21 protein-coding genes are annotated in these 21,175 nt (G+C 34.0%); all 21 read left to right on the top strand.

Translation table 11 applies throughout. From position 1 onward, the window contains the following. Positions 1-110 precede the first annotated feature (110 nt). On the top strand, positions 111-2,075 hold the full coding sequence (locus EKH84_RS14115; protein WP_127066800.1) for an HlyD family efflux transporter periplasmic adaptor subunit: 1,965 nt from the start codon (positions 111-113) through the stop codon (positions 2,073-2,075). A gap of 16 nt (positions 2,076-2,091) precedes the next feature. Then, on the top strand, positions 2,092-2,781 hold the full coding sequence (locus tag EKH84_RS14110; RefSeq protein ID WP_127066799.1) for a YggS family pyridoxal phosphate-dependent enzyme: 690 nt from the start codon (positions 2,092-2,094) through the stop codon (positions 2,779-2,781). A gap of 21 nt (positions 2,782-2,802) precedes the next feature. After that, on the top strand, positions 2,803-3,249 hold the full coding sequence (locus tag EKH84_RS14105; protein WP_127066798.1) for a cell division protein SepF: 447 nt from the start codon (positions 2,803-2,805) through the stop codon (positions 3,247-3,249). A gap of 5 nt (positions 3,250-3,254) precedes the next feature. Beyond that, positions 3,255-4,034 carry a YlmH family RNA-binding protein gene (locus EKH84_RS14100; protein ID WP_127066797.1) on the top strand — a complete coding sequence of 260 codons (780 nt, stop codon included), beginning with the start codon at positions 3,255-3,257 and terminating at the stop codon, positions 4,032-4,034. An 11-nt stretch (positions 4,035-4,045) separates the two neighbouring features. After that, positions 4,046-4,690 carry a DivIVA domain-containing protein gene (locus EKH84_RS14095; protein WP_127066796.1) on the top strand — a complete coding sequence of 215 codons (645 nt, stop codon included), beginning with the start codon at positions 4,046-4,048 and terminating at the stop codon, positions 4,688-4,690. A gap of 114 nt (positions 4,691-4,804) precedes the next feature. Further along, on the top strand, positions 4,805-5,308 hold the full coding sequence (lspA, locus tag EKH84_RS14090) for a signal peptidase II (RefSeq protein ID WP_127066795.1): 504 nt from the start codon (positions 4,805-4,807) through the stop codon (positions 5,306-5,308). Beyond that, entirely contained in the window at positions 5,308-6,222 is a 915-nt protein-coding gene (locus EKH84_RS14085; RefSeq protein WP_127066794.1) for an RluA family pseudouridine synthase, read from the top strand. The genes lspA and EKH84_RS14085 overlap by 1 nt, the downstream gene beginning before the upstream one ends. 235 nt (positions 6,223-6,457) lie before the next feature. Next, a complete protein-coding gene (pyrR, locus tag EKH84_RS14080; protein ID WP_127066793.1) occupies positions 6,458-6,997 on the top strand; it encodes a bifunctional pyr operon transcriptional regulator/uracil phosphoribosyltransferase PyrR in 540 nt (179 codons plus the stop codon). Between the two features lie 479 nt (positions 6,998-7,476). Next, positions 7,477-8,367 carry a site-specific tyrosine recombinase XerD gene (gene xerD / locus EKH84_RS14075; RefSeq protein WP_127066792.1) on the top strand — a complete coding sequence of 297 codons (891 nt, stop codon included), beginning with the start codon at positions 7,477-7,479 and terminating at the stop codon, positions 8,365-8,367. Between the two features lie 133 nt (positions 8,368-8,500). Beyond that, positions 8,501-9,670, top strand: coding sequence for a phosphopentomutase (locus EKH84_RS14070; protein WP_127066791.1), 1,170 nt, complete (start codon positions 8,501-8,503; stop codon positions 9,668-9,670). 23 nt (positions 9,671-9,693) lie between these two features. Next, the gene (locus tag EKH84_RS14065) at positions 9,694-10,998 is read left to right on the top strand and encodes a pyrimidine-nucleoside phosphorylase (RefSeq protein WP_127066790.1); all 1,305 of its coding nucleotides are present in this window, start codon (positions 9,694-9,696) and stop codon (positions 10,996-10,998) included. Between the two features lie 92 nt (positions 10,999-11,090). Further along, entirely contained in the window at positions 11,091-12,281 is a 1,191-nt protein-coding gene (locus EKH84_RS14060; protein WP_127066789.1) for a D-alanyl-D-alanine carboxypeptidase family protein, read from the top strand. Between the two features lie 123 nt (positions 12,282-12,404). Further along, a complete protein-coding gene (locus tag EKH84_RS14055) occupies positions 12,405-13,175 on the top strand; it encodes a segregation and condensation protein A (protein ID WP_127066788.1) in 771 nt (256 codons plus the stop codon). After that, positions 13,156-13,770 carry an SMC-Scp complex subunit ScpB gene (gene scpB / locus EKH84_RS14050; protein WP_013657276.1) on the top strand — a complete coding sequence of 205 codons (615 nt, stop codon included), beginning with the start codon at positions 13,156-13,158 and terminating at the stop codon, positions 13,768-13,770. Before EKH84_RS14055 ends, scpB begins: the two co-directional genes overlap by 20 nt. Positions 13,771-13,863: 93 nt before the next feature. Continuing rightward, a complete protein-coding gene (locus tag EKH84_RS14045) occupies positions 13,864-15,012 on the top strand; it encodes a D-alanyl-D-alanine carboxypeptidase family protein (protein WP_127066787.1) in 1,149 nt (382 codons plus the stop codon). A gap of 16 nt (positions 15,013-15,028) precedes the next feature. Then, a complete protein-coding gene (locus EKH84_RS14040) occupies positions 15,029-15,751 on the top strand; it encodes a pseudouridine synthase (RefSeq protein ID WP_013657274.1) in 723 nt (240 codons plus the stop codon). A 320-nt stretch (positions 15,752-16,071) separates the two neighbouring features. Then, a complete protein-coding gene (locus EKH84_RS14035) occupies positions 16,072-17,553 on the top strand; it encodes an acyl-CoA carboxylase subunit beta (RefSeq protein ID WP_127066786.1) in 1,482 nt (493 codons plus the stop codon). A gap of 40 nt (positions 17,554-17,593) precedes the next feature. Beyond that, complete coding sequence (locus EKH84_RS14030) at positions 17,594-17,923, top strand: OadG family protein (RefSeq protein WP_013657272.1); 330 nt, start codon at positions 17,594-17,596, stop codon at positions 17,921-17,923. A 16-nt stretch (positions 17,924-17,939) separates the two neighbouring features. After that, entirely contained in the window at positions 17,940-18,326 is a 387-nt protein-coding gene (locus EKH84_RS14025) for a biotin/lipoyl-containing protein (RefSeq protein WP_013657271.1), read from the top strand. 80 nt (positions 18,327-18,406) lie between these two features. Next, positions 18,407-19,555 (top strand): sodium ion-translocating decarboxylase subunit beta, encoded by a 1,149-nt coding sequence (locus EKH84_RS14020; RefSeq protein ID WP_190283587.1) that lies wholly within the window; start codon positions 18,407-18,409, stop codon positions 19,553-19,555. 50 nt (positions 19,556-19,605) lie between these two features. Beyond that, positions 19,606-21,021 (top strand): oxaloacetate decarboxylase subunit alpha, encoded by a 1,416-nt coding sequence (locus EKH84_RS14015; RefSeq protein WP_013657269.1) that lies wholly within the window; start codon positions 19,606-19,608, stop codon positions 21,019-21,021. Positions 21,022-21,175 lie beyond the last annotated feature (154 nt).

The following is a 21,175-nucleotide window of genomic DNA, read 5'->3' as shown; positions in this document are numbered from 1 at the left end:
AAAATAAAAAACCTCTGTCAAATTATTAGCTTTTTAGAGGTAATATCTTGCAAGATAAGCTATTACATTATATGATGATAAGTATTAAGGATAGAATTGGAAGTGAATAAATGAAAAATAGTGGTAAAAAGAATCAAATCAAGCAAACCAATAAAAAGCAACCCACGTCTAAGGGACATACTACCTATGGTGAAGGAAGCTATTTTAATCCTTATGCTACTCATATGCCAGTACAATCACGTACACGTTCTACATACAAGACTAATACAACCATGCAAAAGGTAGATGATAATAGAAAAAAAGATGTTAGAAGCAAAACTAGCAGTAAGAGTACTTCCGCTAATAGAAATAAAACCACGCCAAAAAGGCAAGAATCTTCTTATGTTAGAGGAGGAGACAGGGGGTATCAACAATCATATACAAATCCATACAGTGCTACCTCATATACGAATCAAAATACAACACCTTATATAAAGGAGCAATACGTTACTCCTAACAGGCAAGTTACACAAGAAAATAATTCTCCGCACATGAGAAGAGAACAGATAAAGAAGAATAATAAGCTTACAAGAGCGCAGATTTATAGAAATAAGAAAAGGAAGCAACGTCAATTGATATTACGAATAGCACTTGTAATGATTTTTACAACCTTTGGGGTATGGGGAGCTATAGAAATGAAAGAGGCACTCACTAAAACTAAAATTTCTTATCAGGTTGTTAAAACAGGAACAATTGATAATTCAAAAAGTCTAAGCGGTATTATTTTAAGAAATGAGCAAGTGGTATATAGCCAAGATGAAGGAAACGTTCAGTATGTCGTTTCTGAAGGAGAAAAAGTAAAGAAGGATGGACTGGTTTATGTTTTAGTAGATGAGGAGCAGTTAGCACAGTCAACTAAGACAGAGAATGAGGTAGATGAGCAAATTTATCAGAAAGCAGAAGAACGTAAAGATATCTCCTTTTATCAAGATCAAATTTATGACTTAAATGAAGAGGTAAAAGCAGATATAGAGGCTTTCTATGATAATCGTTATGAAAATACAACCCACTTTATTTATACATTACGTAATCAATTAGATCAAAATGTCAATAAGCGGACAAGCATTTATACTCAAGAGCAACAGGATCAAGAACAAAGCATAGCAGCACTAAAAACAGAACTTCAAGCTAATATCAATCAGTACCGACTAGGTAAAACAGCACCACAAGCAGGGATTATATCATATAAATTAGATGGACAAGAAACTTCTAATTTATCAGAAGTGATAGAGACACTTAATTATGATAAATATAATAGTATTATTAAAAACTCTAATGTAAGCTATCTTAATAAAAGCGAAGTAACTAAAGAAGAACCTGTTTATAAGATTATTTTAGATAATAAGTGGTATATAATAAGTTATGTAGATTTATCGCAAGATGAAGCTTTTAAGGAAGGGCAAAATTATAATCTTGACTTTACCGGCACGAATAGTAAGCAAGTCACTTTTAAATTAGTTTCTAAAAAAGCTGAAGATGATAAACGTATACAACTAGTATTTGAAACAAGTGATCAGATAAGCAACTTTTTAGACTTGAGATATGTTGATTTTTCTATTGGGAATAAAAATGTGACAGGTCTTAAAATTCCACTGCAAGCCATTGTGGAGCAGAATATGTTGAAAATCCCAGCAACTTATTGCATAGAGAATGAAGGGCAATTAGGTGTTTATAGAAAAGTAGGTGAAGTAACAGAATTTGTGCCTATTAAAATACAATATCAAAAAGAGGATAATAACTATATACGACAAGATATTACTAATAGTAATAATGTACAAGTCAATAATGTTTTAGTGGATCCCCAATCGGGAAGTTCCTATGAAGTAACAGAGATAGAAACAAAACAAGGTGTTTATGTTATTAATGGGAAAATTGCTCAGTTTAAGACTATAGAAATCGAATTAGTAAGTGGAGAATATGCTATTGTTAAGTATGACGGAAATACACAACTTAAAGAAATGGATAAAATGATTTCAAATCCTAAAAGTATAAAGATTGATCAATTACTAGAAGATATGAATGTTCAAAATGAATAATAAAGGTGAGGATGAAATGAAAGAAAAACTGGAAATGATAAAGAAAGAAATGGAAGAATCAGCAATAAAAAGCGGGAGAAAAGTAGAGGATATTACATTAATTGCTGTTTCAAAAACGTATCCTTTGGCGTCTATACAAGAAGCAATAACTTTAGGATGTAAAGATTTTGGTGAAAATCACGTACAAGAATTAGTACAAAAAATGGATGAATTAAATGAATCTGTTCATTGGCATTTAATAGGTCATCTCCAAACTAATAAAGTTAAATACATTATTGGAAGAACAACTCTTATTCATTCTGTAGACCGTTTAAAACTGGCTGAAGAAATAGAAAAACAATCAGCCCAAAAAGGGTATATAACAGATATTTTGATAGAAGTTAATGTAGCAAAAGAAGCTTCAAAGCATGGTTTCTTAGTAGAAGAGGTAATACCTATTATGGCAGAATTAGCAAAAATGAAACATATCAGAGTGAGAGGATTAATGACGGTAGCCCCTTTTGTAGCTAATCCTGAAGAAAATAGACCCATATTTAGGAAACTTTACGATTTATCGGTTGACATACAAAAGCAAAAGTTTGATAATATAAGTAGCGATATATTATCAATGGGGATGAGTAATGACTATAAAATAGCAATAGAAGAAGGTGCTACCATGGTACGTATCGGCACGGCTATTTTTGGAAATAGAGATTACACTAAATAAATTTTTTTGGGAGGAATACAAATGAGCGGCTTTATGTCAAAATTTAAGAATATTTTTATACCAGAAGATGAATTTGATGAAGATGAGTTAGAGGAAATGGAACAAGAAGTTGAGCAAGTTAATAGAAATGTTATGCATCAAACTCATATACCACCAATGAATACACCTAAGGTTGTTTCTCTTAATCAGCCTAATCGTATGGAATTACTTAATTTTACCATGTTAAGTTATGATATGACAGGTGAGATTTGTGGCTACATTAAAAATAGAAAACCTATCATTGTTAATATGGAAAAACTAGCTGCTCATGAGATGCAACGTGCAGTGGATTATTTAACAGGAGCTTGTTGTGCACTTAATGGAACAGTTGAAAAAGTAACGGACTGTATTTTTATTTTTGCACCAGAGCATGTTAATATTAATCCAGAAAAATTAAAACAACGTAGTGTGTTTCCGCCTACAATCTAATACTGATGAAGCTATCGTTAAATCATATAAATGATCCAGATGAAAAACGCTTTGTAAAAATGATGCTTGAATATAGCAAACGATCAGAGCAGCAATTTAGACCCATTTTTACGGATTTTTATAATAAAGAATGGTTGTTAAGTATGATAGATCGTTATATAGAGGAATCTACAAAACAAATGTGTTATTTTTACGGTGGTTTTGAAGAAGCAGAAAGACAAGTATTAGGTATTGCTCCTTATGAAATTCAAGAGGAAGATTTTCCTATTATGGCCTTAGAACTAAAGGTTAAGACTGGGATTGGAAAGGTACTTACACATAGAGATTACCTAGGTGCTTTATTAGGTCTAGGAATTGAAAGAGAGACAATAGGAGACATTGTAATAAAACCATTTGGGGCATACATCATTGCTAATGAGTCTATGGTTTCCTATATTAATAGTAATTTACTAAGTATTGGGAAATATCAAAATATTGAACAGCAAGTAATCCCTTTTTCACAATTGCAGATTAATCCTCCTCAGATTAAAAGTTATGAAACAACTGTAGCTTCTTTACGATTAGATGTTATAGTGGCAGCGGGTTTTGGATTATCTAGGGGTGTCTGTACAAAACTTATTCAAGCAGACCGTGTAAAATGTAATGGTGTGACGAGTACAAATAAGCAGCTTATAAAAGAAGGGGACCATATTACTGTTAGAGGATATGGTAAAATTAAGCTTAAGCAAATAAGTGGATTAACAAAAAAGGATAGGATTCATATTACAATAGAAAAATATGTATAGGGGGAAACAACATGTTATCACCAGTGGACATTCAAAACAAGGAATTTAGAAAAAGTAAAATAGGTGGCTATCATATTGAAGAAGTCAATGACTTTCTTGATGAAATATTAAAAAGTTATCAAGAGGTAATTAATGAAAACTATGCCCTAAAGGATAAGATCAATGCTTTAAATGAAAGTGTACAATATTATCGTACTATGGAATCTACGATACAGAATGTACTTGTTTTAGCAGATAAAACAGCACAAGATACAAAAAGTGCAGCTTATGAAAAAGCAGAAGAAATTAAAAAAGAAGCTGAACAAAGAGCTGAAAAGATGACTAGTCTGGCTGAGGAACGCGTTGCCAGAATTGTGGAGCAAGGTAGGCAAGAAGCTTTTGAATTAAGTCAAAAAGTTGAAGATATTAAGAGGCAATACTTATCTTATAAAGCACAGTTTAAACAACTACTTCAATCACAGATGGAATTATTGGAACAAGGTGATGCTAGAGCAACTATTGCTCAAGATGATTTAGTACAAGCTTTTGCTGCTATTGAAAAAGAGACCGTAGCAAGTGTAGAAGTACCTCAAACAGAGGCAACAGAAGAAGAGTATTTTACGAAGGAATATATTCCTGTGTCAGATGAAGAAATATCCTCTTTACTGAATAAATAAGTATGATTATTGTAAAGAGTGATATACTAAATAGATGAATGCTGTATATTTAAATGACTACATAAAAACGTGCTTGATGAGCACGTTTTTTTCTAGTAGGCTAAGGAGGAAAGTATGATAGTTGCAATAACACTTATTATAATAGCCCTAGTGGGAATAGATCAGTTAACAAAGATTTGGGCTGTGTCTACATTAATGAATCAAGAAGACATTAAAATATGGGAAAATGTATTTCATTTCCATTATGTGAAAAATGAAGGAGCAGCTTGGGGAATATTAAGTGGTAAACAGGGATTTCTTATTATCATAACAAGTATTATTATTATAGGGATGCTCATATATATCAGACAGCTCCCAAAATCAAAATGGGGAAATTGGGGAAGAGTTGCCTTTGTTTTAATTATTAGTGGTGCAATTGGGAATTTGATTGATAGATTGTTTTTAGGTTATGTGCGTGATTTTATATATTTTATTCTTATTAATTTTCCCGTTTTTAATGTGGCAGATATGTTTGTAGTAGTAGGAGTAGCCCTACTAATGATTGTTCTGTTGTTTGGAGACTTAGAAGAAAAAAAGGCAAATATAGAGAAGGAAAATGTTGAAGAGGAAATAAATTAATGGCAGAAAAGATTGAGCATATTGTAAATAGTGAAACAAAAGGAAGAGTAGATAAATATTTAGCAGAAGTGTTTCCTGAATATACGCGTTCCTTTATACAAAAACAAATAGAAAAAGGTGGTATTCTAGTTAATCAAAAAGTGATTAATAGCAAGTATCAAGTTAAAGCAGATGATCATATTATAATGACTATACCAGATCCTATAGAGGTAGATATTATACCAGAGCCAATTGATATTGAAATTGTTTATGAAGATGATGATTTAATGATTGTCAATAAGCCTCAGGATATGGTTGTTCATCCAGCTCCAGGTAACTATTCTGGTACGTTAGTTAATGGTTTACTTTACCACTGTAAAGATAAATTGTCTGGAATAAATGGAGAAATTAGACCAGGTATTGTACATCGTATCGATAAGGATACTTCTGGATTACTGATGATTGCAAAAAATGATAAGGCCCATTTAGGATTGTCAGAATTACTAAAAGACCATCACATTACTAGAAAGTATCATGCTATTGTTTATGGTGGTTTTAAAGAGGATGAGGGAACAATTGAAGAACCTATTGGACGTTCAACGCAAGATCGAAAAAAAATGGCCATAGTACGTGATGGACGGTATGCCAAGACGGATTATAAAGTACTTGAACGGTTTAAACAATTTACTTATATTGAGCTTACACTTCATACGGGTAGGACTCATCAAATACGTGTTCATATGAAGCATATAGGTCACCCACTCTTGGGAGATCCTGTATATGGCCCTACAAAAATGAGCTTTGGTATTAATAAGCAGATGCTTCATGCAAAAGTAATAGGGTTTACGCACCCTATTACTCATAAAGAAATGTATTTTGAAAGTGAGTTACCAGACTACTTTGTACGAGTAATTGACAAACTAAGAAAATTATGAGAAAATAAGTCAAATCATATTCCTTTAAAGTAGCACGTGAGGCTAATAAGGATACACAAAAGAAATAAGGCCATATTAGATGGGCAATTCATGTGTAATACTCAGAGACCTTTCGATAAAAGGTCTCTTTATTATTTATCTAGAAATGTGAATGCTTTAGTTTAAGCGACCAAAGATACAGGAATAATGAGATTATTTTATTGAAATAATAACGGATAAAAGGATGGATTTTTATATGGATGAAATAAAAGTTTTAATGGATGAGGCAGCAATGAATCGTGCTGTAACACGAATTGCTCATGAAATTATAGAAGCCAATAAAGGTGCTAAAGACTTGATTTTAATAGGTATAGAAACAAGAGGAGTACCTCTTGCCAGAATCTTGTCAAATAAGATTAAATCTATTGAAAATAGTGAAGTGCCTGTGGAGAGTATTAATATTACTTTTTATAGAGATGATTTAGAAAAGAAATTTGACCAACCGTTTACTGAAGCACATTCAATTACTTCAGATATTAATGGAAAAGGGGTCATTTTAGTAGATGACGTTATTTTTACTGGAAGAACTGTACGTGCAGCAATGGATGCTTTGATGGATATAGGAAGACCAAGCTTTATTAAATTAGCTACACTCATTGATCGTGGACATAGGGAGCTTCCTATTAGACCTGATTTTGTTGGAAAAAACATTCCGACTTCCAAAAAGGAAATTGTCCAAGTACGTTTAAAAGAAGTGGACTCAGAAAGTGTTGTACGTTTAGTAAGTAAAGGTTAAGAAGGGAAAGAGGCATGCGAAGATGAAGGAGCGGTAAAAAAATCTTTTAGCCTTGTTTTGAGATGATTTAGCAGTTGTAGTAGCAGGTTTACTTGGTGGACTAGCTATTACAACTTATGGAGAAAATACAGGAGGACTGCTGCTACAGAAGTTTATAGCCCAGGAATTTTACATATTGCAGCACTTTTTAGGGTTGTTCCTAATAAGATTTCTCAACAGATATTTAATACGTATACAACTGCATGATAAAGGACTTATACTTTCTATTTAAAAAAGGTATAAGCCTTTTTGTTTTAGGAGAAAATAAAAAAAAGGTGAATAAAATCTTTTAATTAAGGCATTATTATCTGGTATAATTATTTTAGAAAGTACAAAATTATACATAAAAATGAAATAATATAGACATCAAATGTCATTTTGGTTATAATGGAATAAAATACTATAAGCATGAGAATATGTTGTGTTAAAGGGGAATTGCTATGGAGGAGTATATTACATCATTTTTGTATTATTTAAAGCATATTAAGCGTGCTTCAGATAATACGGTGCAATCTTATGAAAGAGATTTGAGATATTTTGAACGTTATGTTGAAGAACAGGGGAAAATAGAGATTCAGTCTTTGACAGATCAGCAAATTAAAGTCTATTTAGAGCATATGAAAGATAAAGAGAAATCAACTGCAACTATTTCCCGTACTCTTGCATCTATTCGTGCCTTTTGCCAATATCTTGTAAAAGAACAAGTGCTAAATGAGAATCCAGCTAGATTAATAGCTTTACCTAAGATAGAGAAAAAAGCGCCTCGTATTTTATCGCAGGAGCAAATTAGCTCTTTATTAGAACAACCTAATAAAAAAGATACTAAAGGAATACGTGATCGAGCCATGCTTGAACTGCTATATGCTACAGGGATCCGTGTATCAGAGCTCATTTCACTTAAAACAACAGATATTAATTTGCAACAAGGGTATATTATATGTAGGGATGCTCAAAAAGAACGAACCATTCCTATTGGTAAATCTGCCATTTCAGCGTTAAATATGTATTTGGGGGAAGTAAGACACATTTTAATCCGTAGTGCAAATGATAAAACGTTATTTGTTAACTGCAATGGCTATCCTATGACAAGACAAGGTTTTTGGAAGATTTTAAAGACCTATGCTAATGCTGCACATATTCAAGGTGAGATTACTCCCCATATGTTAAGACATTCTTTTGCAGCACATTTAGTGCAAAATGGTGCTAATTTAAAATCCGTGCAGCAAATGCTAGGGCACTCAGATATTTCAACTACACAAGTTTATATGCATCTGAATAAAGAAACAGAGGAGTTAATGGATGTGTATAATAAAACACATCCAAGAGCATGAAACTAGGAGGTAATCTCCTAGTTTTTTTGTGCAATTTTTTTGCAGAATGTGGTACAATAAAGGTTAATCAATATGAAGCTAAGTGATAATAGTGGAAAGTTTAAGTAATCACTTAAGAATTAGGAGGTAAGAGATGAAAAGAGCAATATGGATAGTCTTAGACAGCGTAGGAATGGGAGCAATGCCTGATTCAAAACAATATGGTGATGGAGATGTAAATACAATTGCACATGTGTATGAGCATTGTAATGGACTAGAATTAAATCATATGATAAGTTATGGATTAGGGAATATAGAAGGGATGAAAGCACTCCCTAAATATGAATCACCAAAAGGCAGTTTTGCAAGAATGAGTGAATTATCTAAAGGAAAAGATACAACGACAGGTCATTGGGAAATGGTGGGTATTTATACAGAAGTACCATTTCCAACTTATCCAAATGGTTTTCCAGAAGAAATTATGAAAGCCTTTGAAGAAAAAATCGGTAGAAGAACTTTGGGGAATTGTACAGCATCAGGTACAGCTATTATTGAAGAATTAGGTGAAGAACATGTAAAAACAGGATATCCTATTGTTTATACATCAGCAGATAGTGTTTTTCAAATTGCAGCTCATGAATCTGTTATTTCATTAGAAAAGCTATATGAAATGTGTGAAATTGCACGTAATTTATTAAAAGGTAAGCATGAAGTTGCGCGTGTTATTGCAAGACCATTTACAGGAGAAGAGGGCCATTTTACACGTACAGCTAACAGACGAGACTATGCTATTTGTCCACCAAAACCTAACCTTTTATCTTACTGTGAAGAAGGTGGTGTGCCAGTGGTAGCAGTTGGAAAGATTGAAGATATTTTTAATAGTCAAGGCATCACCGAAGCTATTCATACAAAGGATAATAATGATGGTATTGCTGTTACATTAGAATGCATGACAAAACATCAAGAAGGCCTTATTTTCGCTAATTTGGTTGATTTTGATATGAAATGGGGACATCGTAATGATCCAGCAAGTTATGGTAAAGGTTTAGAAGCCTTTGATAAAGCATTACCACAAATAGTGGAAGCTTTAAAGGAAGAGGATATACTTATTATTACAGCAGATCATGGTTGTGACCCGACGGCACCAGGAACTGACCATACAAGAGAATATGTCCCACTTTTAGTAATTGGTAAACAAATAAAAGAAGGTATTAATTTAGGAACAAGAAAGAGTTTTGCGGATATTGGGCAAACTTTATGTGAGTTATTTAATCTTCCACAACTTAAGATAGGTGAAAGTTTCTTGAAAGAAGTTTATAAGTAATAGAATGGGAGGAAAGTAAGAAAATGAGAATGTATGACATTATTGATTGCAAAAAAAGAGGGCTGGCTTTAACAAAAGAAGAAATAGATTTTGTAGTACAAGGTTATACAAAAGGTGATATTCCAGATTACCAGGTATCAGCTTTATTAATGGCTATTTATTTTCAAGGCATGTCTTTAGAAGAAACAGCGTGTTTAACTATGGCTATGGCTAGTAGTGGAGATCAAATAGATTTATCTCCTATTCAGGGCATTAAGGTAGATAAACATAGTACAGGTGGTGTAGGTGATAAAACAACGATAGTATTAGCACCTCTTGTAGCAGCTGCAGGAGCAAAGGTAGCTAAGATGTCGGGACGTGGTCTTGGGCATACAGGAGGGACCATTGATAAACTGGAATCATTTGAAGGCTTTAAAGTAGAGTTAACAGAAGAACAGTTTTTCGAGAATGTGAATGCACACCATATTGCTGTAGTTGGTCAAAGTGGAGATTTAGCGCCTGCAGACAAGAAACTTTATGCGCTTAGAGATGTAACAGCAACTGTAGACAATATGTCACTTATAGCCAGCTCTATTATGTCAAAGAAGATTGCTTCTGGAGCAGATGCCATCTGTTTAGATGTTAAGTGTGGTACAGGGGCATTTATGAAAAAATTAGAGGATGCAAAAGCATTAGGAAAAGCTATGGTAGATATAGGCAATCATGTAGGGCGCCAAACCATGGCTGTTGTATCTGATATGAATCAGCCATTAGGATATGCAGTAGGTAATGCCTTAGAAGTAATGGAGGCGATTAATACATTAAGAGGTAAAGGACCTGAAGATTTGACCTTATTAACGATTACCTTAGCTAGCCATATGCTTATGCTAGCCGGTTTGGCAAAAGATGTGGAAGCTGCTAAAAATCAGATTCAAGACCTATTATCTACAGGAGCTGCTATCGATAAGTTAAAGGAATGGATTAAGTTACAAGGGGGAGATGAGCGAGCAGTAGACGATTTTAGCTACTTACCACAAGCACCATACCATAGAGATTTTTATTTGAATCAAATAGGTTATGTAGAAGCTATCAATGCAGAAGCAGTAGGAAAAGCTGCGCTTGTATTAGGTGCAGGTAGAGAAACAAAAGAAAGTAGTATTGATTTAGCAGTAGGCATTGTTATTCATAAAAAAATAGGTGATAAAATAAATGTCGATGAACCAGTTGCAACCATCTATTATAATAATGAACAAAAATATAATTTAGCAACTTCAATCTTAGAAAAAGCTTATAAAATAAGTGATCAACAAATAGAGAAACCGGATTTAATTTACGATATTATTCATTAAAGATAACAATACTGTTCTCTTGTATAAGTCTATAGGTATAAATTGTATGGAATTACAAATACTACAGACAAAAGATAATAAGGAGGACAGTTATGAAAAGTAAACGTGTAGGAGTTATCTTTTTATTACTTATCGTCATGTGTTGTTCTCAGGTTTTTGCAGCTGCAACACCTAAGAAGAATACCAATCAAACTTTAGCAGCAACAGCTAGAAGTTATATACTCATGGAGGAATCGAGTGGTAAAATTTTATTAGAGCGAAATGCAGATGAGCCTTTACCACCGGCGAGCATTACAAAAGTAATGACCTTGTTACTCATTAATGAAGCAGTAGATACCGGAAAAATTAACTGGGAAGATAAAGTAACTATTAGTGAGCATGCAGCACATATGGGTGGCTCTCAAGTCTTTATGGAACCTGGAGAAGAACAGACTGTGCGTGATTTAGTAAAATGTATTTGTATTGCTTCAGCTAATGATGCTGCTGTTGCTATGAGTGAATATATTGCTGGAAGTGAAGAGCAGTTTGTGGAGATTATGAATAAACGTGCCGCAGAATTAGGAATGACCCATACCGTTTTTAAGAATGCTTGTGGTCTTCATACTGAAGGACATGTATCAACGGCAAGGGATATTGCCTTAATGTCAAGAGCGTTAGTAAATGGGCATCCTGAAATCACCAAAACGCTAACAACTTGGATGGATACAATTACTCATAGAACAAGAAGAGGAGAGTCGGAGTTTGGTTTATCCAATACCAATAAAATGCTTAAATGGTATAAAGGGATTACAGGGTTAAAAACGGGTTATACCCCAGAAGCAAAACATTGTGTAAGTGCTACTGCAACAAGAGATAATATGGGATTAATCGCAGTTATTATGGGTGCTGCAGATGGTAAAACACGTTTTCAAGAAGCAGGGCAGCTTTTAGACTATGGTTTTGCTAATTACAAAGTAAAAGTTGGGCCAACTATTGGTACAATTATAGGTGAGACACCTATTAAAAAAGGCGATGTTTCTAAAATAAATGTAGCTACTAAAGAAACGAAAGCTTTTGTCGTACCTAAAAGTAATACAAATAGTGAACTCACTTATGAAGCTCATTATAGAGAGCCACTGATAGCACCTATTTCTAAAGGGGCTATAGTAGGAGAAATGACCTATTATTTAGATGGAAATGAAGTGGGAAAGGGACAGCTTATATCTGCAACAGATGTTAAGAAGGCTACACTTAAACAGATGGTTCCTTATATGTGTAAACGCTTTTTTAAATTATCCAAGTGAGAAAAAGCATAATAAGAGAGTAACTCTTATTATGCTTTTTCTGACGCTATATTTAATGCTTGCATAAATAGTGACAAGCGACTACACTTAGTATATAACAAAAGTTGACAGGAGGCTCCTTAAGTGGCTGTATTGTTTAAGTTACAGGATTTTGAAGGTCCATTAGATTTATTACTTTATTTAATAGATAAAAATAAAATGAATATTTATGATATAGAAATATCTTCTATTACAGATCAGTATATGACCTATTTAGATGAAGCGGAAGAAGTTGAATTGGATCAAATGAGTGATTTTATTGTGATGGCTGCTACATTGCTTTATATTAAATCACGCATGCTTTTACCAAAACATCCAAAACCAGGAGAAGAAGTAGAAGAAGACCCAAGAGAAGAACTCGTACGAAAATTATTAGAATATAAGAAGGTAAAATATGTATCGGAAAAATTAAATGCATGTCAAGGAGAGAGTAGTCAGTATTGTTTTAGAAATAAGCCAGCAGAAATTGATATTCCAGAGAGTACAATTGATTACGATGCCATTCTAGAAAATGTTAGTTTAAAATTATTGTATGACACTTTTGAGCAACTCATGAAGCAAAAGGAATGGGAACAACATACAAAAGAAGAACGTAAAATTGATCATAACATTTTAAAGAAGGATACTTACACCATCGAGCAAAAAAGTATCTACATACGTAATCTTATTGCTTTAGAGGGAAAGACGACCTTTTTTACCATTTGTAAAAAGGAAATGCCTAAAATAGAACTTATTGTTACTTTTATGGCTTTATTAGAGCTAATTCATAAGAAAGAAGTAACTGTTTTACAAGAAGAACCCACAGGTGATATTGTTATAAAAGGAGGAATAGTGGATGAAGAAGACAGAGCTTGAAAGTAGTATTGAAGCCCTGCTTTTTTATGCAGGAGACATTATCTCACAAAAAAGATTGTGTGAAATTTGTAATACAGAAGCTTTTTCGGTCCACATGGCCATTAATCACTTAAATGATTATTATGGACAAACGAATAGTGGGATTGAAATTATAGAAGTTGATGATGGCTATCAAATGTGTACATCACCTAAGCACACAGAAATCATTCAACTTTATAGACAGAAGCCGGTTAAAAATCTTTTAACACAAGCATTGATTGAGACACTAGCTATTATTGCTTATTCGCAGCCTATTACAAGAACACAGATTGAGGATATAAGAGGTGTACGATGTGAGCATGCTATGAGTAAGTTGATGGAATATGGACTTATTGAAGAGGTTGGAAGATTAAATGTTATAGGGAGACCGATTTTATTTGGTACAACTAATGAATTCCTACGTCATTTTGGATTTAGAAATTTAGAAGAACTACCTAAAATTAAAGAAGAGCTTTTAGAGAAGTTTAAAGAAGAAGTAAGAGAAGAAATGAGTTATTATGAAGATCATGAGGCTATGAAAGAAGAAGTAAATTTGGCTTTAGATGTTGAGGAATAGCACTATTTAAAAAATGCATAAAGTCTATAATATAAGGGAAGATTTAGAATGAGACAACATTGAGTGCTTAAATGAAACTAGAGGAGTGAAAGCATGAAAAAGAAAATCATCTTATCTTTTATATTAATAGGCAGTATGTTAGTAAGCTCACTATGCTATGCAAATAGCGAACTGCCAAAAGTGCGTGCTAAGGGTGCTGTTTTAATCGAACAAGAAAGTGGACGTGTCTTATATGAAAAAAACGGTTATGAACCCTTAGCTATGGCAAGCACTACAAAGATAATGACTTGTATCCTTGCTATAGAAAAAGGTAATCTCTTAGATGTTGTAACAATATCCAAGAGAGCAAGTAGTGCCCCACCAGTTAAGCTACATTTAAAGGTAGGAGAAAAACAAAGATTAGGAGATTTGCTCTATGCTTTGATGCTACAATCTGATAATGATGCAGCAGTAGCAGTAGCAGAACATATTGCAGGATCGGTAGAAGCATTCTGTGAACAAATGACCGAGAAAGCTAAAGAGATAGGAGCTGAACATACTTCTTTTAAAACACCTAATGGTTTAGATGCTGAAGGACATTATGCAAGCGCTTATGATATGACTTTAATTGGAGCTTATGCACTAAAAAATCCAGAATTCGTTAAGTTTATAACAACGGCTACCATTCAAATTCCTACTATTCCTACAGAAGGAAGCCATACTTATGGGTTACAAAATAAGAATCGTTTTTTTTATTCTTATGAGGGAGCTAACGGTATTAAAACAGGCTTTACTAATAAAGCAGGTCATTGTTTTGTAGGTGCAGCTTATAAAAATGACATGCAACTCATAGGAGCTGCTTTAGGATCTGGTTGGGGAAAAGCTGGTAAAACACAAAAGTATACAGATGTCATTAACATGATGAACTATGGCTTTAAGTATTATAAAAAATATACGCTTGTTGAGCCACAAAGAAATATAGCCAAGGTTGCAATTGAAAAGGCACTGATAGAAAGTTTGTCTTTAGATTGTGATGAGACGATTATACTTCCCTTAACAGAGGTAGAAAAAGCAAATGTTTATATAAAAAAAGTAGTACCAACGCAATTAGTAGCACCCGTTCATAAAAGGGATATAATAGGAGAAGTACAAGTCATATGTGAAGGGGTTACTTTAGCTAAAGTACCACTTCTAGCAAGTGAGGAAGTACCAAAGGCGACACTACTTGATTATATTAAAAAATGGATTAAAGGAAATGACTAAATAAAGAAGGGGTATTATGAGATTACAAAAATATTTAGCAAGCTGTGGCATTGCATCTAGAAGAAAATGTGAAGAACTTATTTTAGAAGGGAAAGTATCGGTTAACGGACAAATCATACAGACTTTAGGAACACAAGTAGAAGAAGATGATGAAGTCTACTATAATCATAAGCGTGTGCAATTAGAAGAAAAGCATGTTTATTATATGTTAAATAAGCCGGCAGGATATGTAACAACAGTGCAAGATGAAAAACAAAGAGCAACGGTTTTGGATTTAATGAAAGGTGTTAAAACAAGAATTTTTCCGGTGGGGAGACTGGATTATAATACCTCAGGTCTATTATTATTGACCAGTGATGGTGCTTTAACTTATGGACTCACCCATCCAAAGCATCACGTTAATAAAACTTATGAAGTTAAGCTTAGTGGAAAAGTTACTGAACGTAGCTTGGATATGTTAAGAAAGGGGGTTATGATTGACCACCGAAAAACTTATCCGGCTGAGGTAGAAGTAGTAAAACAAAATGCAAAGCATACATGGCTTAAGATAACTATTCATGAAGGTCGTAATCGTCAAATTAGAAAAATGTGTGAAGCAGTAGGCTATCCGGTAGTACAACTAAAAAGGCTGTCAGTGGGAAGTATTCAGCTAGGTTCACTTAAAGTGGGAGAATATAGAGCTTTAACAAAAGAAGAAGTAGATTATTTAAAAAGTATTGCAATAATAGAAGAAGTATAACTAAAACACCAGTATCAGTAGATTGTTTCTCTGCTAATACTGGTGTTTTAGTTATAAAATTATTGAGTAGTAAAATCTAAAAAAGATATAGGAGTAAATAATCAGAGAAATTTGTTAAGGATGCGTAAAGATTACAAAAAATCGATCAAAAATATAGTTTTTGATTGAAAATTGCTATTGATAAAAAATATAATATTACATTATTTTAGTAAAAACTTATAAAATTCTATATTTAGCTTGAATGTTGATTGTCAGTTTAGTAAAATAAAGATGGCGATTTTTACACTTTGTTTTAAAAATTTTTCAATGGAGGGTACCAGATGAGCACTTTAGAAAAATTATCTGAATTAGAATCTCGTAGGGCCGCTATAATCACAAAAAGCAATGACGTAGCTAAAAAAGTAGCACTTGCACAGGGAAAATTAGCTGCAAGAGAACGTATTAGTATATTGCTAGATGAAAATAGCTTTGTGGAAGTAGGTACTTTCATAACAAGTAGAAGTACTGCTTTTAACATGAGAAATAATGAAACACCTGCTGATGGTGTTGTAACAGGTTATGGGACAGTTAATGGTAATCCTGTTTATGTGTACAGCCAAGATGCAAGCGTTTTAGGTGGTGCACTAGGTGAAATGCATGCAAAAAAAATAGTTAGAATTTACGAAGAAGCCCTAAAAGTAGGTGCGCCAGTAGTAGGATTCTTAGACACAGTAGGTGTCAGATTACAAGAAAGTGTAGATGCTTTAGAAGGTTATGGCATGATTTATGAAAAAATGGTAGAAGCATCAGAAATTATTCCACAAATAGCAGTTATTGCAGGTGATTGTGCTGGCGGTGCAGCTTTTATTGCGGGTTTATCTGATTTTGTATTTATGAGCAGTAAATCAGCTCGTGTCTTTTTAAATAGTCCTAATACTTTAGATGATAAAACAGCTAGTTTTGATGCTATTGCAACAGCTAAAGTACATTTTGAAGAAAGTGGACTTGCTACCATTATCGAAGAGCAAGAAGAAGTTTTAATTGAAGATGTTATACGCTTACTTTCTTACTTACCTCAAAACAGTGGGGAAGAAGGGCCATTTTATGAAGTGATAGATGATATTAACCGCGTAGATGCAAGTCTTAATGGTTTTAATTTTGAAACACAAGAAGTAAAAGATATTGTTACTTCTATTGTAGATGGAGGAGAGCTATTCGTATTAAATGAAGCTTATGGAAAAACAGCATTAACAGCTTTTGCACGTATGGATGGTGGAACGGTTGGTATTATAGCCAATACAGATACTCGTATGGATTATTCGGGGGTAAAGAAAATAGTTCATTTTGTTAGAGTATGTGACACCTATAATATACCGATTATAACACTTACAGATATAGAGGGTTTTACTTCTACTGTTGCAACAGAAAAGTTAGGAATCATTAAAGCATGTAGTGAGATGACGAAGGCGTTCGCAGAGGCAAGTGTGCCAAAAGTAAATGTTATTCTTAATCATGCTTTTGGAAGTGGTTATTTAGCTATGAATAGTAAGTCATTAGGGTGTGATATGACTTATGCATGGCCAACTGCAACAGTAGCAAGTTTAAATACAGAAAGTGCTATGAAGATTATGTATGCAAAAGAATTAGCAGAAGGTACATTATCCAATGAAGCATTTGCTGAAAAAGCTGCAGAATATGATGAAATACAAGCAAGTGCCTACGCAGCGGCAGCTAGAGGATTAGTAGATGATATTATTGAGCCAGCAGCAACGCGTAAACGTATTATTGCTGCTTTGGAAGTTCTTGCAACTAAAGAACGTTAAAGGTATGCAAAGCACCCAACATAAAGGTAGGTGAAAAAAGATGAATCAAAGTATCAGCGCTTTTTTAGAAGGGATTCCTACATTTATACTTAGTATTGTAATTGTATTTACAATGCTTGCACTGCTTATCGGTGCCATCGTCTTATTAGGGAAAATGGTAGGAATGTTTGCGAATAAGTCTAACAATGTAAAAGTAGTTGAATCTGAAGCTAGTGTTATAGAAGAAGTAGTTGTAGCTATAGAAGAAAACAGCCAAGATGAACTTGAATTAATAGCAGTTATTACTGCCGCTATTGCTGCAAGTATGGGAACAACTAGTGACCAACTTCAAGTAAGATCATTAAGAAAAGTTCAAAGAAAAGCACTTTAATTTAAGGAGGCCGTTAATGATGAGAAAATTTCAAGTAACTGTAAATGGTAATACATATGAAGTAGAAGTAGAAGAATTAGGAGGAAGCTTTACACCAGTAGCAACACCAGTAACTCCAGTAGCAGCAACACCAGTAGCTGCAGTAACACCTAAAATGGTAGCACCTAAGGCAACTGTAGTGCCTGCTAATGCAACTAAGATTGTTGCACCAATGCCAGGTAAAATTGTAGATGTTAAAGTTTCAATAGGACAAAGTGTAAAAGAAGGAGATTTAGTAGCTATTCTTGAAGCTATGAAAATGGAGAACGAAATATTTGCACCAAGTGCAGGAACTGTAGCTTCTGTTAACGTATCAGCAGGTACAGCAGTTGAAACTAACGATGTCATTGTTACACTCAATTAGTTCCAAACGACTCAAAAAGAAGGAGGAACGTTTCTATGTTTAGTGAATTTGCAACAGCTATACAAAAGTTCATTAGTGAGATGGGGATTACCACTATTGTAACAACGAATGATGGCTGGAAATATATTGTAATGATTGGCGTAGCTTGCGTGTTACTTTATCTAGCTATTGCTAAAGGTTTTGAACCTTTATTATTAGTTCCTATTGCATTTGGTATGTTGCTAGTTAATCTTCCTAACACGGGGATTCATATGTACAATGGGCATGGGGGAGTTAAAGAACTCTTTGAATTTCTAGGTGAGGGTAATGGTGGATTACTAGATTACCTTGGACTCGGAAAAGAATTAGGTATTTTTCCACCACTTATTTTTGTTGGTATTGGTGCTATGACAGACTTTGGTCCACTTATTGCGAACCCTAAAAGTTTATTACTTGGTGGTGCCGCACAATTAGGTATTTTCTTTGCATTCTTGGGAGCACTCCTTCTAGGATTTGATCCTAGTGAAGCCTCTTCAATTGGTATTATTGGTGGTGCAGATGGTCCAACAGCTATTTATTTAACAACTAAATTGGCACCACATCTATTAGGATCTGTGGCTGTAGCGGCCTATTCCTATATGGCACTTGTACCAGTTATTCAACCACCTATTATGAAAGCATTAACAACTAAAGAGCAACGTATGGTTAAAATGGAACAACTTAGGCAAGTATCTCGATTGGAAAAAATTGTATTTCCTGTTGCGGTGACTGTTATTGTTTCTTTACTTTTACCTTCAGCAGGAACCTTGGTAGGTATGTTAATGTTTGGTAATTTATTAAAAGAAGCAGGTTGTACCAATCGTCTAGCTGAAGTAGCTAGCAATGGGCTTATGTCTGTTATTACAATTATGTTAGGACTTGTAGTAGGCGCAACAACTTCTGGAGATACCTTTATTACATGGGATACTATTAAAGTTGTTATTCTTGGACTTACCGCATTCTGTGTAGGAACTGCAGGTGGTGTTTTATTTGGGAAAATCATGTATTATACAAGTGGTAAGAAAATCAATCCACTTATTGGAGCAGCTGGTGTATCTGCAGTTCCAATGGCAGCACGTGTAGCTCAGAAGGTCGGACAAGAAGAATGCCCAAGCAACTTCCTTTTAATGCATGCTATGGGACCAAACGTAGCAGGTGTTATTGGTTCAGCCATTGCAGCCGGCATTTTATTATCTATTTATGGTAATTGATTGAATGAGAAAATAGCATATGAGCATATACATATATAGGAGGTTATAAGATGGCTAATATTAATCCAAGACCAGTTAAAATCATGGACACAACACTTCGTGATGCCCATCAATCCTTAATTGCAACGAGAATGACAACAGAGCAGATTTTACCTATTGTATCTAAAATGGATAAAGTAGGATTCCATGCACTTGAAGTATGGGGCGGTGCAACCTTTGATGCTTGTCTTCGCTTTTTAAAAGAAGATCCATGGGAAAGACTTCGTAAAATTAAAGACCAGGCACCTAACACACCACTTCAAATGTTATTTAGAGGTCAGAATATTTTAGGTTATCGTCACTATGCCGATGATGTTGTAGAATACTTTGTACAAAAAAGTGTAGCTAATGGTATTAATATCATTCGTATTTTTGATGCACTTAATGACATGCGTAACTTACAAACTGCTGTAAAAGCAGCTAATAAAGAAAAAGCCCATGCACAAGTTGCGATTTCTTACACGATTAGTGATGTACATACCATTGATTATTATGTTGGATTAGCAAAAGAAATAGAAGAAATGGGTGCTAATTCTATCTGTATTAAAGATATGGCAGGATTATTAGTACCTTATCGTGCAGCAGAGCTAGTAAGTGCTCTTAAAGAAGCGGTCCCAACATTGCCTATTCAACTTCATACACACTATACAAGTGGGGTTGCAGCAATGACTTATATGAAAGCGATTGAAGCAGGGTGTGATATTATTGATACAGCTATGTCTCCACTTGCTATGGGAACCTCACAACCAGCAACAGAAGTACTTGTTAAAACTTTTGAAGGTACACCTTATGATACAGGGATTAATTCAGAAGCGCTTAGTGAAATTACTGAATACTTTAGACCTATACGTCAAGAAGCTCTTGCTAGTGGGTTAATGAGTACAAAGGTATTAGAAGTAGATATTAATACATTACGTTATCAAGTACCAGGAGGCATGCTTTCTAATCTTGTATCACAATTAAAAGAGCAAAATGCTGAAGATAAATATTATGAAGTATTAAAAGAGATTCCAAGAGTACGTGCAGATTTTGGCTATTTACCACTTGTTACCCCAACAAGTCAAATTGTTGGTACGCAAGCTGTACTAAATGTACTTGCTGGCGAGCGCTATAAAATGGTTTCAAAAGAGTCTAAAGGTATTGTAAGAGGTGAATATGGTCAAACACCTGTACCTATTTCAGATGAAATTGTTAAGAAGATTATTGGAGACGAAAAACGCATTACTTGTAGACCAGCCGATCTTCTCGAACCAGAATTAGATAAGCTTGAAAAAGAGATGGCTATGTATAAACAACAAGACGAGGATGTTTTATCATATGCTTTATTCCCACAAGTAGCTACTGACTTCTTCAAGTACAGAGAAGCACAACAAACAAAGGTAGATATGCAAGTTGCAGATACAAAAAATGCGGCTTATCCAGTATAAATAAGATACTTTATTATTAAAAGGGGTAACCGAAAGTTTATAAACTTTCAGTTACCCCTTTGCTATGGGCGCAAAACTATGTAAAATAAAGAGGGTATTAATTTATTTTGTAATCAAGATATGATATAATAGATTAAAAATATTATTTAGGCGA

It is taken from the genome of Cellulosilyticum sp. WCF-2 (assembly GCF_003990395.1).
GTDB lineage: Bacteria > Bacillota > Clostridia > Lachnospirales > Cellulosilyticaceae > Cellulosilyticum > Cellulosilyticum lentocellum.
Note: the sequence above shows the minus strand (reverse complement) of the source record. Positions and strands in the feature narration are given on the sequence as shown.

Excerpts from the sequence above, each read along its gene's own strand:
- EKH84_RS14030 (WP_013657272.1), top strand. The coding sequence starts at position 17,594 with ATGAATCAAAGTATCAGCGCTTTTTTAGAAGGGATTCCTACATTTATA.
- lspA (WP_127066795.1), top strand. The coding sequence starts at position 4,805 with ATGATAGTTGCAATAACACTTATTATAATAGCCCTAGTGGGAATAGAT.
- EKH84_RS14115 (WP_127066800.1), top strand. The coding sequence starts at position 111 with ATGAAAAATAGTGGTAAAAAGAATCAAATCAAGCAAACCAATAAAAAG.
- EKH84_RS14105 (WP_127066798.1), top strand. The coding sequence starts at position 2,803 with ATGAGCGGCTTTATGTCAAAATTTAAGAATATTTTTATACCAGAAGAT.
- EKH84_RS14085 (WP_127066794.1), top strand. The coding sequence starts at position 5,308 with ATGGCAGAAAAGATTGAGCATATTGTAAATAGTGAAACAAAAGGAAGA.
- EKH84_RS14045 (WP_127066787.1), top strand. The coding sequence starts at position 13,864 with ATGAAAAAGAAAATCATCTTATCTTTTATATTAATAGGCAGTATGTTA.
- xerD (WP_127066792.1), top strand. The coding sequence starts at position 7,477 with ATGGAGGAGTATATTACATCATTTTTGTATTATTTAAAGCATATTAAG.
- EKH84_RS14020 (WP_190283587.1), top strand. The coding sequence starts at position 18,407 with ATGGGGATTACCACTATTGTAACAACGAATGATGGCTGGAAATATATT.
- pyrR (WP_127066793.1), top strand. The coding sequence starts at position 6,458 with ATGGATGAAATAAAAGTTTTAATGGATGAGGCAGCAATGAATCGTGCT.
- EKH84_RS14100 (WP_127066797.1), top strand. The coding sequence starts at position 3,255 with ATGAAGCTATCGTTAAATCATATAAATGATCCAGATGAAAAACGCTTT.
- EKH84_RS14070 (WP_127066791.1), top strand. The coding sequence starts at position 8,501 with ATGAAAAGAGCAATATGGATAGTCTTAGACAGCGTAGGAATGGGAGCA.
- EKH84_RS14060 (WP_127066789.1), top strand. The coding sequence starts at position 11,091 with ATGAAAAGTAAACGTGTAGGAGTTATCTTTTTATTACTTATCGTCATG.
- EKH84_RS14040 (WP_013657274.1), top strand. The coding sequence starts at position 15,029 with ATGAGATTACAAAAATATTTAGCAAGCTGTGGCATTGCATCTAGAAGA.
- EKH84_RS14110 (WP_127066799.1), top strand. The coding sequence starts at position 2,092 with ATGAAAGAAAAACTGGAAATGATAAAGAAAGAAATGGAAGAATCAGCA.
- EKH84_RS14025 (WP_013657271.1), top strand. The coding sequence starts at position 17,940 with ATGATGAGAAAATTTCAAGTAACTGTAAATGGTAATACATATGAAGTA.
- EKH84_RS14035 (WP_127066786.1), top strand. The coding sequence starts at position 16,072 with ATGAGCACTTTAGAAAAATTATCTGAATTAGAATCTCGTAGGGCCGCT.
- scpB (WP_013657276.1), top strand. The coding sequence starts at position 13,156 with ATGAAGAAGACAGAGCTTGAAAGTAGTATTGAAGCCCTGCTTTTTTAT.
- EKH84_RS14065 (WP_127066790.1), top strand. The coding sequence starts at position 9,694 with ATGAGAATGTATGACATTATTGATTGCAAAAAAAGAGGGCTGGCTTTA.
- EKH84_RS14015 (WP_013657269.1), top strand. The coding sequence starts at position 19,606 with ATGGCTAATATTAATCCAAGACCAGTTAAAATCATGGACACAACACTT.
- EKH84_RS14095 (WP_127066796.1), top strand. The coding sequence starts at position 4,046 with ATGTTATCACCAGTGGACATTCAAAACAAGGAATTTAGAAAAAGTAAA.